The 14,512-nt window shown below is 48.0% G+C and carries 13 protein-coding genes; 4 read left to right on the top strand and 9 right to left on the bottom strand.

Annotation, left to right across the window (positions count from 1 at the left end):
• Positions 1-20: 20 nt before the first annotated feature.
• From VFS25_RS10570 to VFS25_RS10545, 6 genes are all read right to left on the bottom strand, one after another.
• Positions 21-572, bottom strand: coding sequence for a sigma-70 family RNA polymerase sigma factor (locus tag VFS25_RS10570; RefSeq protein WP_326462105.1), 552 nt, complete (start codon positions 570-572; stop codon positions 21-23).
• 142 nt (positions 573-714) lie between these two features.
• A complete protein-coding gene (locus VFS25_RS10565) occupies positions 715-1,677 on the bottom strand; it encodes a transketolase family protein (RefSeq protein ID WP_326462104.1) in 963 nt (320 codons plus the stop codon).
• A gap of 151 nt (positions 1,678-1,828) precedes the next feature.
• Positions 1,829-2,857, bottom strand: a complete 1,029-nt coding sequence (gene galE / locus VFS25_RS10560; RefSeq protein ID WP_326462103.1) for a UDP-glucose 4-epimerase GalE — start codon at positions 2,855-2,857, stop codon at positions 1,829-1,831.
• 160 nt (positions 2,858-3,017) lie between these two features.
• The gene (gene rfbA / locus VFS25_RS10555; RefSeq protein WP_326462102.1) at positions 3,018-3,887 is read right to left on the bottom strand and encodes a glucose-1-phosphate thymidylyltransferase RfbA; all 870 of its coding nucleotides are present in this window, start codon (positions 3,885-3,887) and stop codon (positions 3,018-3,020) included.
• Positions 3,888-4,082: 195 nt separating this feature from the next.
• Entirely contained in the window at positions 4,083-5,087 is a 1,005-nt protein-coding gene (locus VFS25_RS10550; protein ID WP_326462101.1) for an inorganic phosphate transporter, read from the bottom strand.
• Positions 5,088-5,127: 40 nt separating this feature from the next.
• The gene (locus VFS25_RS10545; RefSeq protein WP_326462100.1) at positions 5,128-5,778 is read right to left on the bottom strand and encodes a DUF47 domain-containing protein; all 651 of its coding nucleotides are present in this window, start codon (positions 5,776-5,778) and stop codon (positions 5,128-5,130) included.
• A gap of 147 nt (positions 5,779-5,925) precedes the next feature.
• On the opposite strand from VFS25_RS10545, the gene VFS25_RS10540 reads away from it, so the two are divergent.
• The 4 genes from VFS25_RS10540 (at position 5,926) to VFS25_RS10525 (ending at position 11,801) form a co-directional block, all read left to right on the top strand.
• A complete protein-coding gene (locus tag VFS25_RS10540) occupies positions 5,926-6,756 on the top strand; it encodes a UDP-2,3-diacylglucosamine diphosphatase (RefSeq protein ID WP_326462099.1) in 831 nt (276 codons plus the stop codon).
• Between the two features lie 177 nt (positions 6,757-6,933).
• Positions 6,934-7,347, top strand: coding sequence for a hypothetical protein (locus VFS25_RS10535; RefSeq protein WP_326462098.1), 414 nt, complete (start codon positions 6,934-6,936; stop codon positions 7,345-7,347).
• Between the two features lie 175 nt (positions 7,348-7,522).
• Complete coding sequence (locus tag VFS25_RS10530; RefSeq protein WP_326462097.1) at positions 7,523-10,249, top strand: TonB-dependent receptor; 2,727 nt, start codon at positions 7,523-7,525, stop codon at positions 10,247-10,249.
• A gap of 79 nt (positions 10,250-10,328) precedes the next feature.
• Positions 10,329-11,801, top strand: coding sequence for a hypothetical protein (locus VFS25_RS10525; protein ID WP_326462096.1), 1,473 nt, complete (start codon positions 10,329-10,331; stop codon positions 11,799-11,801).
• A 190-nt stretch (positions 11,802-11,991) separates the two neighbouring features.
• Here VFS25_RS10525 and VFS25_RS10520 read toward each other — a convergent pair whose 3' ends face one another.
• From VFS25_RS10520 to VFS25_RS10510, 3 genes are all read right to left on the bottom strand, one after another.
• Entirely contained in the window at positions 11,992-12,270 is a 279-nt protein-coding gene (locus VFS25_RS10520) for a YHS domain-containing protein (protein WP_326462095.1), read from the bottom strand.
• A gap of 12 nt (positions 12,271-12,282) precedes the next feature.
• Positions 12,283-12,507, bottom strand: coding sequence for a hypothetical protein (locus tag VFS25_RS10515; RefSeq protein WP_326462094.1), 225 nt, complete (start codon positions 12,505-12,507; stop codon positions 12,283-12,285).
• A 98-nt stretch (positions 12,508-12,605) separates the two neighbouring features.
• On the bottom strand, positions 12,606-14,512 hold a 1,907-nt coding region (locus VFS25_RS10510), incomplete at its 5' end, for a M13 family metallopeptidase (RefSeq protein ID WP_326462093.1).

Genomic DNA, 14,512 nt, shown 5'->3' with positions numbered 1-14,512 from the left:
TATGCCGGGTTTGCCGATCTTTATCCGTTCCTTATAAACTCTTCAATCTTTTTTACGGCATGATGGTAGGAGGCCTTCAGGGCGCCTTCGGATGTTTCCAATATCCGGCTCATTTCTTCATACGGCATTTCATCATAATACCGCAGGTTAAACACCACCCTTTGTTTTTCGGGCAAGCTTAATATGGCCCTTTGCAGCTTCCACTCCAACTTGTTGGCATCAAACTGGTTATCGGCGCGCAGCTTGTTACTAAGACCGGTTTCTACGTCTGACAAAGATACCGCAGATTTCCGTTTCTGCTGTTCCAGGAAGGTAAGGCACTCATTGGTGGCTATTTTATACAGCCAGGTAAATAGCTGGGCATCTTCACGAAATCCTTCCAGGTTTTTCCAGACTTTAATGAACACGTTCTGCAATACGTCATTGGCATCTTCATGGTCCACCACCAGCCGGCGAATATGCCAGTATAGCCGTTCCTGGTACTTGCGGATTATTTCCGTGAAACCTTTTTCCCGGGTATCCGGCTGCCGGTATAACGCTAAAAGTGCTTTATCATCCTGTGTTACGGCCATGTTAGGTTAAATGGAAGTGCGAATGAGATATTGCACGCTTGTTCTGTTGGTTTGGTTATAAATGAAATTAAAATAAAAAATCCATCTCATAGATGGATTTTTTGCATAAAAGTTTAACCGTATGGCCTATACTTTCTGTGAATTATTTTCCTTTACGGCTCATGGCTTTTTCAGCGGCAGCCACAATGTGGCCGGCATCCAGGCCGTATTTTTTGAGCAGCTCCACGGGCTTGCCGCTTTCGCCAAAGGTATCGTTTGTGCCTACATACTCAATGGGCACAGGCAGGTTGCGGGCTGCTACCTGCGCAATGCTGTCGCCCAGGCCGCCCAGCACATTATGCTCTTCGGCGGTAACGGCGCAGCGGGTTTTGGTAAGGGAGCGCAATACGGCTTCCTCATCCAGCGGCTTTATGGTATGTATATTAATGATCTCTACGCTGTAGCCTTTTTCTTCCAGTATTTTGCCAGCTTCAACGGCTATCCATACCAGATGGCCGCAGGCAAACAGGGTTACATCGGTACCCTCATGCAGCACCTGGGCTTTGCCTATTTTAAACTCCTGGTTTTCCGGTGTGAAGTTGGGCCATTTGGGACGGCCAAAACGCAGGTATACGGGGCCCTGGTGGTCGGCAATGGCAATGGTGGCTGCTTTGGTTTGGTTAAAATCGCAGGGCACTATTACGGTCATGCCGGGCAGCATGCGCATGAGGCCAATATCTTCCAGGATCTGGTGGGTAGCCCCATCTTCACCCAGGGTAAGGCCGGCGTGCGAAGCGCAGATCTTCACGTTTTTGCCGGAATAGGCAACAGACTGGCGGATCTGGTCATATACGCGGCCGGTTGAAAAGTTAGCAAAAGTAGTGGTATACGGTATTTTACCGCCAATGGTCATACCAGCGGCAATGCCCATCATGTTGGCTTCGGCAATGCCGCACTGTATAAAACGCTCGGGAAACTCCTTAATAAAAGCATTCAGCTTCATAGACCCCAGCAGGTCGGCTGTTAATGCTACTACATTGGGATTTTTCCGGGCTACTTCCAGGATGCCTTCTCCAAAGCCGGCCCTTGTTTCTTTTTCATTTAAGGGTTGAATATCTTTTACCATATACCAGTTTTCAAAAATTTGAACGTAAAAGTAGTAATAAAATGTGCAAATGTGCAGATATGCAAATTTGCAGATATGCAAATTTGCAAATGAAAATACAGCATATTTAAATCATCTGCACATCTGCATACCTGCACATTTGCATATTGAATCAGTTGCTCAGCGCTTTGTCGCGCAGGCTTACTTCCCACTGCCAGGCGGTGCGCATCATATCTTCAATACCGGTCTTGGGCTCCCAGCCCAGCTTTTCCTTAGCCAGGCTGTTGTTGGCGTAAATAGCCACTACATCGCCCGGGCGGCGGGGGCCCAGCTCATAGTTAAGCTTTACACCGGATATTTTTTCAAAGGCGTTAATGGCTTCCAGCACGGTTACGCCATTGCCGGTGCCCAGGTTAAAGGTTTCGCAGTTGCTGCTGTTCTTTTTATCCAGCAGGTATTGCAGGGCGCGGGTGTGTGCATTGGCAATGTCCATTACATGAATGTAGTCGCGTATGCAGGAGCCGTCGCGGGTATCGTAGTCGTGGCCGAACACGATCATCTTGGGCCGTTTGCCAATGGCTGTTTGCGTGATCATGGGCACCAGGTTATCGGGCTTGCCCAGGGGCAGCTCGCCGATCAGGGCCGAAGGGTGGGCGCCTACCGGGTTAAAGTAGCGCAGCAGGATAGACTGGGTGTCGTTTACCCGGCTGTAATCATGTATGATCTGCTCGCCCATTTGCTTGGTGCGGGCGTAGGGCGACTGCGCCTCACCCAGCGGGGTTTCCTCTACCACCGGCAGGGCGGTGGCATTGCCGTATACTGAACAGGAAGAGGAAAATACGAAGTTGGGCACCTTAAACTCCTGGATGCATTTGAGGATGTTTACCAGGGAGGTAAGGTTGTTATGAAAATACAGCAGCGGCTGTGCTACTGACTCGGGTACGGTTTTCAGGGCGGCAAAGTGAATAACGCCAACAATGTCGCGGTTCTCATGGAAAACAGCGTGTGTATCCTCCAGGTTGCAGAGGTCTACCTTATAATTATGGATCTTTTTGCCGGTAATTTTTTCAATACCGTCCAATAGTTGGGTAGTGCTGCGGATGTTACTGTCTACAGATACCACATCAAAGCCATGATTGATCAGGTCTACAATTGTATGCGCACCAATGTAGCCACAACCACCGGTAACAAGAACCTTCATAAATTGATTAATTGTGTGTTTATAATGCTGTGAAGTTAATTATGAATTGCCAAACGCTGAATGCTTCATGCAGCAGAAAATCAGCCCTTTGTATTAAATATTAAACACCTGGTTGTAATGTGCGCTTCACATTCGTAATTGAGCAATCCGTAATTCTCCCTTATATCTTTTGTTTCAGTACTTCTTCAATGTATTGTCCATAGCCGCTTTTCAGCAAAGGTTTGGCCAGCGCCTGCAGCTGTTCCCTGGTAATAAAGCCCTTGCGGTAGGCTATTTCCTCAATACAGGCAACTTTAATACCCTGGCGCTGTTCTATTACCTGCACAAACTGGGAGGCCTGCATCAGGGAGTCGAAGGTGCCGGTATCTAACCAGGCGGTGCCACGGGGCAGTATAGATACCTGCAGCTTGCCCCGGCGCAGGTATTCCCTGTTCACATCCGTAATCTCGTATTCCCCGCGGGCGCTGGGCTGCAGATCGCGGGCAATGTTCACTACTTCGTTGTCATAAAAGTACAGGCCTGGTACGGCATAGCTGGATTTTGGCTGTGCGGGCTTTTCTTCTATAGATACCGCCTTCATCTGCGCATCAAACTCCACCACGCCGTAGCGTTCGGGGTCCGATACGTGGTAGGCGTATACAATGCCGCCATCCGGGTTCACATTATTCGCCAGCTGGGTGCCCAGGCCGGCGCCATAAAATATATTGTCACCCAGCACCAGGGCTACCTTATCATTACCAATAAACTCCCGGCCTATAACAAAAGCCTGGGCCAGCCCATTGGGCTGGGGCTGCTCTGCATACTGCAGGCGCAGGCCATACTGGCTGCCATCGCCAAAAAGGCGTTTAAAGGCGGGTAGGTCGTGGGGGGTGGAAATAATCAGTATATCCTGTATGCCGGCCAGCATAAGGGTAGACAGCGGGTAATAGATCATGGGCTTATCATAGATAGGCATGATCTGTTTACTGATAGCGTAAGTGATAGGATGTAAGCGGGTACCTGAGCCACCTGCCAGAATGATACCTTTCATTTGCCAAAATTTTTGGGTCAGTTATTAGTTATAGGTAGCGTACGATCCGCTATTTCACAAAAATCTCACAAAAATAGGGGTTGCCGGGAATTTTTAACAAGAAAAAGTTGGGGGCGGGGTGGAAAGCGCACGTTTACCGCTTTTTACGTGCAAGATGCAGGCAACAAACCGGTAAACGCGTATGCTTTGCCGTTATTAAACGAAAATATTTACTATAAAATATACCGCTGCCGCTATCAGGGCGCTAATGGGAATGGTCATGATCCAGGCCCACAGCAGGCTTACGGTAACTCCCCAGCGTACAGCCGACAGGCGTTTGGTGGCGCCCACGCCTATAATGGAGCCGGTAATGGTATGGGTGGTGCTGACCGGTATGCCCAGGGTTTCTGTAAGATACAGGGTTACGGCGCCGGCTGTTTCCGCAGCCACGCCTTCCAGCGGGGTTACTTTGGTGATACGGGTACCCATGGTTTTCACAATCTTCCAGCCACCGCTCATGGTGCCCAGGCCTATGGCGGTAAAGCAGCACAGGGGCACCCAGTTGGGCACATCCGTTATTTTCTCAATTGAGCCGTGCGCCACCATGGCGGCGGCAATAATGCCCATTACCTTTTGCGCATCGTTACCACCGTGGCCAAGGCTAAGGGCCGCGGAGGAAACAAGCTGCAGGCGCTTAAACCAGCCTTCAACCCGGAAGGGGTTGGCCTTTTTACAGATATTTAAGATAAACAGGGTAATAACAAAGGCTACCACCATGCCAATGAAAGGCGCCAATACAATAAAGTAGATGGTGGGCATTACCTTGGCATAGTTAATTACATCAAAAGAGCCGTGTGCATTGGCAATGGCTGCGCCGATAAACCCGCCGATAAGGGTATGGGACGAGCTGGAAGGGATGCCGTACCACCAGGTAAGCAGGTTCCAGGCAATGGCCGCCAGCAGCCCGCAAAAGATCACCTTCAGGGTAATATATTGCTCAAACACGGATTTGGCAATGGTATTGCCCACCCGGAACTCTCCATAGATATATTTTGACATGAAAAAGGCGGCAAAGTTGAACAGGGCCGCCCACAACACCGCCTGGAAAGGCGTTAATACTTTAGTAGAAACAATGGTGGCAATAGAGTTTGCCGCATCATGAAAACCGTTAATGTAATCAAATATGAACGCCAGAATAATAATAACGATCAGAAAAGTCATAGCTTAGAAATTACGTGAACATTGCCCCGGAGCCTGTTTATCAGGCGTACTTAATAATAATGGTTTCGATTACATTCGCGCAATCCTCACATTTGTCGGTGGCTATTTCCAGCGCCTGGTATATTTCACGCATCTTTATCAGCTCTGCTGCGTTGGTTTCAGTGTCAAACAGGTCGGCAATGGCCCGGTCGTAAATGTCATCCGCATGGTTCTCCAGGCTGTTGATCTTTACGCAGGCGTCGGTAATGTTCCGCATGTTGCGCATATCGCGCAGCTCATGAATGGCTTTGTGCAGCTCTGCCACGCCCAGGCCAATCAGCTCTACCAGCTTGCGGATGCTTTCGTTCAGCTCATATACCTTGTACAGGTCAATTCTTTTGGCAGAACCGTGTATGTAATCAGCCACATCGTCCAGGGTGGCGGCCAGGTAGTGAATGTCTTCACGGTCAAAAGGGGTGATAAAATTTTGCCCCAGCTCTACGAATATGCGGTGGGTATAGTCGTCATTCTTATGCTCCAGCCGTTCGATCAGGTGTACTTTATCCTTACGGATGGCCAGATCATTGGCGTTCACAAGGTCATTCAGCACCTCTCCCATTTCCACCAGGTTGGCGGCAACATCCTCAAACAAAGAATAAAAAACCCGGTCTTTCGGTATAAACAGTTTTACAAAAGAATTGAAGCCTCCCATATCAGGTAAATTGAAATTTGCGGCAAAAATAGCTATCAGGGACCAATACCTCCAAGAAAATATGGTAATTAATAATTCCTTAACACTGGGTTAATATAAAAGTAATATAGCAAATTTTCCTTTGCATAAGGAATTGATTTGATTTAAATGCCTGAAAAACGCCCATTAGATATTGTTGTAATCTCCGATGTACACCTGGGGATATACGGCTGCCATGCCAAGGAGCTGGTCCAATACCTGGACAGTATTGACCCGAAAATACTGGTGCTGAACGGGGATATTATTGATATTTGGCAGTTCAGCAAGCGGTTTTTCCCAAAAGCCCATACCAAGGTGATCCGCCGCATTCTTAAAATGATCGGTAAGGGAACCGAGGTGTACTACCTGACCGGTAACCACGATGAGGCCCTGCGCAAGTACGCCGGTTTTGAGCTGAGCAATTTTACCATAGATAATAAGCTGATCCTGGAAGTGGATGGCAAAGCCCACTGGTTTTTCCATGGCGACGTATATGACGTAACCATGAAAAACTCCAAATGGCTGGCCAAGCTGGGAGGCAAGGGATATGATATTTTAATTATCCTGAACCGCCTGGTAAACAACATCCTGGAACGTATGGGCCGGGAAAAGCTGTCGTTTTCAAAAAAAGTGAAACATAGTGTGAAGCAGGCGGTGAAGTTTATTTCGGATTTTGAGCAGATAGTGGCAGAGATCGCTATTGACAAAAAATTTGACGTGGTGTGCTGCGGGCACATCCACCAGCCTGTTATAAAGGAAATGCAGCATAACGGCAAAAGCGTTATGTACCTGAACTCGGGCGACTGGGTAGAAAGCCTTACCTCCCTGGAGTATACGGGGGGTGAGTGGAAACTGTACCAGCACCCGGTAACTAAAACCAAGGTAGTATTACCTGATGAAGAGGATGACGTGCCGCTTCCCTGGGAAGTGTCTAAAGTCATCAGCTTTACCACTCCCTGATACCTATTGCTATCCTTCCATCTCCTGTTGCCAGCACTTGCACACATTTATTGTATTAGAAATTGCTGTTATGCTATTCACAATAACATAACAGCTACTTAATATTAAATTAAAGGTAAGCCGTTAAGTTTGCCGGAATGATAATCCTATAGCTGGGAAGCAGTAATATATAATGAGATGAAAATTCTGAAGTTTCACCCTTTAATGACCATATCCTTGCTGCAGCTGCAATTTCAGCGGCTGCTATGCTGCAACGTTACGGTATATGTCCATAACTCCCTGGGCAACTCGTTTGACACCCTGAAAGAGGCCGGCTTCCCTGCAGACATGCTTGTAGAATACCCTATTGATGAAACCCTGAGCCTGCGGGAGTTTGAAGAAGACCTGGAAGAAAAGTTCAACTTCAGCCTGGAGCTGTGCAGCAAAAAAGACAACAAGCCTTTTACCAATAAAAGCCAGCACCTGTTCCAGATCATTGCTGCAGATGGCGGCAATAACCGGGAAGACGGGTATTCATCGCTGGACATATCATTAGACATGCTGCTGAATAACCGGCAAACACCTCCTGGCTTTCCTGCCAAACACGCTTAGGATTATTGTTAACCTTTTTTTAATGATTCCTTAACATTTAACATTCTGGTAATATTGGCTTAACATACCAGTAATACGGCCGAAATAGTTTTGCTGCAAATTCTAAGCTTACGTGATGAAAAGAAGAACTATACAAGCACCACTTTGGGGTTTATTATTTGCAGTAATTGGTTTTATGCAAAGCGCATTTGCAGAGGGCCCCGGTAAAATAACAGGGAAGGTAACAGATAAAAAAACAGGCGAAGCCCTGATTGGCGTTACTGTTGTGATACAGGGCACCGGCACCGGCGCTGTAACCGATGTTGACGGCAACTATAGCGTTAACGTTGGCGCGGGCACTTACACGGTAGACTATAAATATATGGGCTACCAAACAAAATCCATCAGTGAGGTAATTGTAAAGAACGGCGCTCCCACGCACCTGGATGTGATAATGGACGAGCCCCAGTCTAAAGAGCTGAAAGAAGTAGTGATCACCGGCTCCTACAAACAGGAAACCATTAATGCGCTGTATGTAGCGCAAAAAAATAACGTGGCTGTTTCCAGCGGTATTTCTGCCGACCAGATCCGCCGCTCACCGGATAAAAGCACCGGTGAAGTGCTGAAACGTGTAAGCGGTACCAGCATACAGGATAATAAATATGTAATTGTACGCGGGTTAACAGACCGGTACAATAACGCCACCATGAACAATGTGCTGCTGCCCAGCACCGAGCCTGACCGCAAAACTTTCTCCTTTGACATTATCCCTTCGGGCCTGATAGATAACATTGTTATTAATAAAACCGCTACCCCCGATAAGCCGGGCGACTTTGCCGGCGGCCTGGTACAGGTAAGCACCAAGGATTTCCCCGACGAAAAATTTGTGTCTGTAGGCATTGGCGCCAGCTATAACACGCAGTCAACCTTTAAAGACGGCAAATCCGGTTTCCGCGGTAAATACGACTACTGGACATTTGACGACGGATCACGCAAGCTGCCTGCTGTTGCACCCGGCCAAACCGGGTTTAACAATGCTACCGGTAAGCAGCAGGACGATATTAACCAGGCCTTTAAAAACACCTGGGGCATCAACACCGCCAGGAAGGTAATGCCCGGCACCAACCTGCAGGTATCATTGGGCAATACGAAATTCCTGGGCAACGACCAGAAGTTCGGCTACATCCTTTCCCTTACACACTACCATACAGAACGGAATGAATTTGCAGAGCGTAATGATTTTGACATAGATAATAATGTGTTCAAACGCCATAACCTTGATACCACCAACCGGTATAACAGCTCTTTGGGCGCCGTGGCCAACTTTGCCTACAGCGTAAAGAACACTAAAATATCTTTCAAGAATATTTATAACCGTATACTGGAAAACCAAACCATTTTGCGCAGCGCGGCTACCAACCCCGCCCCGCCTTTCAGCTACATTACCCAATCATCCATGCGGGCGCTGGTAGAGCGTTACATCCTTTCTTCCACTTTACAGGGCGAGCACGGTTTTGGCAAGAAAAAACTGGAGTGGATGCTGAACTACTCCAATACCAACCGTGAGGATCCCGACATCCGCATTGCCAACTACACCAACGGCCACGCCATTGTAGACCAGCCGGTGAACGGCGGCACCTCCCGCTCTTTTTCAAAAGTGAACGACAATATTTATAACGGCGGCGCCTCTTTCCAGTTCCCGGTTATTAAAGATTCCAAGCAAACACTGAAGCTGGGTGTGTTTGAGCAGTACCGCCAGCGTACTTCCAACTACCGCCCGCTATCATACCACCGGAGCTACAATTTCAGCTACGACAGCCTGGTGCTGCCGCCGCAGCTGCTGTTTGCCACCAGGCACCTGGGCGCCAACGGCTTATACCTGCGCGACGACAGCTCGCCCGAAAACAACTATAAGGCCAACTCCAACCTGAGCGCCGGTTATTTTATGTTCGATAACTTTATTACAGCCAAGCTGCGTGTGATCTGGGGCCTGCGTTTTGAGTCATACCGGCAGCAGCTGAAGCCTGTTACACAAAACGGTTCTGTTTATACAACAGATACAACGTATAACAGCTTCCTGCCTTCTGCTAACTTCGTATATGCTTTAACGGATAAAACCAACCTGCGTTTATCTTACTCTAACACGGTGGCCAGGCCGGAGTTCCGTGAAATAGCTTCTTTCAGCTTCTACGACTTTATTAACTCCGCGGCTGTATTTGGCAACCCGTCGCTGAAGCAAACGCGCATTACCAACGTAGACCTGCGCTATGAGCTGTACCCGCATGCCGGTGAAACCTTTGCGGTAGCTGCTTTCTATAAAAGGTTCAAGAACCCCATTTCTGAAACCTGGTTCAGTATAGATAATAACGACCGTACCTATATTAACCTGGACAACGCCAATACCTTTGGCGCAGAACTGGAGATCCGCAAGAACATGGAGTTCCTGTTAAAGAAATGGGGCACTAACTCCTATGTATTCCTGAATGCCGCTTACATACATTCTTCTATAAAGAACCCGAACCAAACGGTGCGTAATATTAATGGTGAAACCCGTCCTTTGCCGGGCCAGTCGCCTTACCTGGTGAATGCCGGCTTGCAGCTGAATGATCCCGGCAACAGCATGGGCCTTACCATCCTGTACAACCGTATTGGCCCCCGTATCAATACCGTGGGTGACGACAGCAGCAACAAGCTGGATGTGTATGAGAACTCCCGCAACCTGCTGGACCTGCAGCTGAGCAAAAGACTGTTCAGGAACAATGCAGAGCTGAAGCTGAATATTTCAGACCTCTTCAACAATCCTTATTTGCTGTACCAGAACAAGGATGACAAAAAGGCTTATAAGAAAGGAACAGATTACGTTTTTTATTCCTACAAGATGGGAACCAATTTCTCTCTGAGCTTTACGTATACATTTCATTAATAAATTATCAGTTTGTTAATACTGGGCTAACAATTAGGTAACACTGGTTTTATTTTTTTACAGAAACTAAATAATTATTATGACACACATTCGTGCATCATTCCTGGCCTTAACAGCCATTGCTCTGGGATTTATGTCTTGCAGCAAGGACGACGACAACAATACTAATCCTGGTGGTGGGGGTGAAAAGAAACAGGTAGTGCTTTCCGGTAAAATTGACAAAGACAGAACTTTATCAAAAGACACAGTATATGTAATGCGGGATTATGTATATGTAGTAAACAATGCTACATTAACCATACAGCCCGGCACATTGATCCTGGGCGGCCAGGTATCTCCTACCAAAGGCGGCACGCTGATCATTACCCGCGGCGCAAAGCTGATAGCAAAAGGCACTGCCGACGCTCCGATTGTATTTACTTCTGAAAAGCCGGTTGGCTCACGCAAACCTGGCGACTGGGGTGGTATTATGCTGTTGGGTAAAGCCAGCACCAACCGCCCGGTTGATAAAAGAAAAGTAGAAGGTATTGAAGGCGCCGATGCTACCGTAGACCTGGGCTACAGCAATGAAACCGGTGCATTTGTTGATAACGATAACTCCGGTGTGCTGGAATATGTAAGGGTTGAATTTGGCGGTATTGCGCTGGCCAGCACTAAAGACTCTGAAGTAAACGGCGTTACTTTTTATGCTGTAGGCAGCGGTACTACTATAGATCACGTACAGGTTAGCTACTCCGGCGATGACGCTTTTGAATGGTTTGGCGGTACTGTAACGGCTAAATACCTGGTAGCTTACGGCACGCTGGATGATAACTTTGATATGGACAGCGGTTTCCGTGGCAAGCTGCAGTTTTGCGTAGCCTTACTGGATCCCAAATTCTCCGACGTGGTGAGCCTGTCTAACGGCATGGAAGTAGACAACCTGAATGGCGCTAACACCAGCACGCCTTTCACGCACCCGCTTATTTCAAACATAACCATTGTTGGTCCTGGCAGCGCTACCGGTAACGGCGACTATTTTTATTCCGGCGCACGCTGGAGAAGAGGCGCTACCTTTACCGTAGCTAATTCTGTATACAGCGGTATGCCTGTTGGTATTGACGTTGAAAGCAAAATTGCCCAGGACTCCCTCGCAGCCGGCAACTCTAAACTGATTAACTGTGTATTCCAGGCATCCGGCATAAGCCCCATCACTGACCAGCGCGGTAATGGTAGTGCTGCTATCGGTCCCGTACTGTTTGACGGTGATAACAAAGATGCTTCTTACCTGACAGTTGCAGGTATTCAAACCCTGATCATGGATGCTGCCAATGCTAACGTAAGCGCTGCTGCTTTAACAGATGTATTTACTGCAGTACCTGCTATCAGCAACTTTAAAGCTTCCAACACTGAGTTTGCCCTGAAGATCTCCAAAACAGCTACTTTCCCTGCTGTATTTGACGGTTTCTTTGACAAGGTGAACTACATTGGCGCTGTGGATCCGGCTAACCCGTGGACTAAACAGTCATGGATTAACTGGGGCCCCCAGGACACTGAGTATGCCGCCAACTAATTATTTGCGTAAGCGTAGATTTTCATAAACTGTTCAAGCTCCGTCCTGCTTTTTAGCAGGACGGTTTTTTTATGAAAGTGGTGTTGTTATAACAGGGCGCCTGTTGCTTTTACAACGGTAGGTAATATAACAAAAGGCTGTGCCTCCATCGGAAGCACAGCCTTTTTACATAAGCTTATAGCAAAATTAATTATTTCAGGTTTGCGGCATACTTACCGGGGGTCTTATCAAATACCCCTTTGCAGGTTGGAGAGCAGAAATGCACCGTATCGCCTTTATACACGCTCCACTCAACATAGCTGGTGTCATAAGGCATCTGGCATACCGGATCGCCCATTTTGCCCTGTGCAATGAGCGTAGCGGGTGTATTATCTTCTGCCGCGTCCTGGCTGGGCTGCTGTTTGCCTGCGCCGCTGCCACAAGCCGTGAGCAACGCGGCAAAGGCAAAAGCGTATATCAGTTTTTGCATACTATTCCTTTTTTACTGGTTATTTTCCTTGTTAATACGCAGCACCATAATACGGTAGTGCAGCTTCAGGCTAAGGCCCAATACACAACCGCATAAAACCCCCATTATCATCATCATACCGGTAAAGCTTTCCAGGAAATGAAAGGTTTTTGGTAAATAAGGCAGCAAAGCGGCCACTAAAACCAGCAACAGGATGTTCCGCAGCTCTTTCTTGTATTGTTTCACTAAGTTCAGCATGGTTGTGGTGTTTAATAAACGGGACAAAGATACGTAAAAAGCGGAGGCCTGTACAACCACTGCTGTACAGGCCCCGGTATTATTTAACAAAACATTTATTACCAGATCACTACGCGTGCACTATCCGGCAGCACCATTTTACCGCTGGTGCAGCCCCAGGCATCCTGGAACTCTTTCATGTGCTTCAGCGGCCCGTTAATACGGAAGCGGGCAGGGGAGTGCGGGTCCGTTTGTACCTGGTTACGCAGGGCCGCATCGGTAATATTGCCATGCCATACCTGCGCCCAGCCCAGGAAAAAGCGCTGTTTCCAGGTAAAGCCGTCAATAGGTGCGGGCTCTTTACCATGGAACGACTGTTCCAGCGCATGGTAAGCCAGTGTTAAACCGCCCAGGTCAGCCACGTTTTCGCCAATGGTTAAAGCGCCGTTGATATGGAAACCCGGTTGGGCTTCTATGCCGTCAAAATAGGTGATGTAACGTTTGGTGAGCTTATCAAAGTTAGCACGGTCTGCAGCGGTCCACCAGTTTTTGAGGTTGCCCTCTGCATCAAACTGTGAGCCCTGGTCGTCAAAACCGTGGGTGAACTCATGGCCTATTACGGCAATAATGCCGCCGTAGTTGATAGCATCATCTGCATTGGGATTAAAGAACGGCGGCTGCAGAATACCGGCGGGGAATACCACTTCGTTATTCAGCGGGTTGTAGTAAGCATTTACCGTTTGCGGCGTCATTAACCATTCTTTCTTATCAACCGGCTTGCCTATTTTCTTTACTGCTTCATTGTTGCTGTAGTTGGCAGCAGATATAATATTGTCAATGAGTGTGCCGGGGCCTATTTGAATGGAGGAATAATCTTTCCATTTATCCGGGTACCCGATCTTGTAAGTAAAGGAGGCCAGCTTTTTATGCGCCATTTGCTTGGTAGAGTCGCTCATCCAGGTAAGGGCGTCAATTCTTTGGCCGTACACCTTACGTACGTTCTCTATCATTTCAGAAACCTTTTGCTTGGAGCTTTCGGGGAAATACTTCTTTACAAACAGCTTGCCCAGGGGCATGCCCAGGGTGCCGTCTGTAGAGCGGATAGCCCGTTCGTTGCGCTTCTTCTGCTCTTTCTGGCCGCTCATGATAGTGCCGTAAAAGTGAAAGTTGGCATCATCAAATTTCTTGGGCAGGAAGCTGGCAAAACGGCTCAGCAGCTGCCAGCGGGTGTACAGCTTCAGTGTTTCCAGCGGGGTGGCTTTCAGCAGCGCGCCTGCATTTTTAATGTAAGGCTTGTTCTCAATGATCACGGTATCGCTTTTAACATCCTGCTCATGGGCATAAGCATCCCAGTCGAACTGGGGGGCCAGTGTTTTCAGCTCGCTGAAGGCGGCCTTGTTGTAAGTTTTAACAGGATTACGGCGTTCAACATTGGTAAGCTGCAGCTTGGCCAGTTTGGTTTCAAAGTCCAGCAGTGTTTTGCCGGGGTCTTTATCCGGGAAGCCGGCCATTTTGAACATGGTATCTACATGGGCTACAAACTCCTGGCGCACCTTTACGGTGTTGGAGTCGGTGCGGTCATAATAGCTTCTTTCGCGCAGGCTTAAACCGCCCTGTGAAGCGTATAATGCGTTCATGCTGCTGTTGCGCGCATCGGCATCCACGCCGAACATTTCGAAAGTGGGTACACCTAATTTCTGTAATTCGCCGCTTACCTTAGACCAGTCGGCCAGTGATTTCACGCCATTGATCTTATCAAGATAAGGCTGTAAAGGCGCAATGCCCAGCTTTTCAATGGTAGCAGTGTCCAGGAAAGAGCGGTAGTAGTCAGCAATCTGTTGTTCTTCTGTGCCTTTTTTGAGGTCGGTTTGTTGGGTGATTTCGGCTATAATGCCTTTGAGCCTTACTTCCTTGTTTTCTTTATCAAGTATGTTAAAGGCGCCCCAACGGCTTTCTGTTGAGGGGATGGGATTGTTCTTTTTCCAGTTGCCGTTCGCAAATTCATCAAAATCGTCACAGGGCTTAT

Origin of the sequence: Chitinophaga sp., from assembly GCF_035761305.1 — a bacterium.
GTDB lineage: Bacteria > Bacteroidota > Bacteroidia > Chitinophagales > Chitinophagaceae > Chitinophaga.
Note: the sequence above shows the minus strand (reverse complement) of the source record. Positions and strands in the feature narration are given on the sequence as shown.

Excerpts from the sequence above, each read along its gene's own strand:
- VFS25_RS10570 (WP_326462105.1), bottom strand. The coding sequence starts at position 572 with ATGGCCGTAACACAGGATGATAAAGCACTTTTAGCGTTATACCGGCAG.
- VFS25_RS10565 (WP_326462104.1), bottom strand. The coding sequence starts at position 1,677 with ATGGTAAAAGATATTCAACCCTTAAATGAAAAAGAAACAAGGGCCGGC.
- galE (WP_326462103.1), bottom strand. The coding sequence starts at position 2,857 with ATGAAGGTTCTTGTTACCGGTGGTTGTGGCTACATTGGTGCGCATACA.
- rfbA (WP_326462102.1), bottom strand. The coding sequence starts at position 3,887 with ATGAAAGGTATCATTCTGGCAGGTGGCTCAGGTACCCGCTTACATCCT.
- VFS25_RS10550 (WP_326462101.1), bottom strand. The coding sequence starts at position 5,087 with ATGACTTTTCTGATCGTTATTATTATTCTGGCGTTCATATTTGATTAC.
- VFS25_RS10545 (WP_326462100.1), bottom strand. The coding sequence starts at position 5,778 with ATGGGAGGCTTCAATTCTTTTGTAAAACTGTTTATACCGAAAGACCGG.
- VFS25_RS10540 (WP_326462099.1), top strand. The coding sequence starts at position 5,926 with ATGCCTGAAAAACGCCCATTAGATATTGTTGTAATCTCCGATGTACAC.
- VFS25_RS10535 (WP_326462098.1), top strand. The coding sequence starts at position 6,934 with ATGAAAATTCTGAAGTTTCACCCTTTAATGACCATATCCTTGCTGCAG.
- VFS25_RS10530 (WP_326462097.1), top strand. The coding sequence starts at position 7,523 with ATGCAAAGCGCATTTGCAGAGGGCCCCGGTAAAATAACAGGGAAGGTA.
- VFS25_RS10525 (WP_326462096.1), top strand. The coding sequence starts at position 10,329 with ATGACACACATTCGTGCATCATTCCTGGCCTTAACAGCCATTGCTCTG.
- VFS25_RS10520 (WP_326462095.1), bottom strand. The coding sequence starts at position 12,270 with ATGCAAAAACTGATATACGCTTTTGCCTTTGCCGCGTTGCTCACGGCT.
- VFS25_RS10515 (WP_326462094.1), bottom strand. The coding sequence starts at position 12,507 with ATGCTGAACTTAGTGAAACAATACAAGAAAGAGCTGCGGAACATCCTG.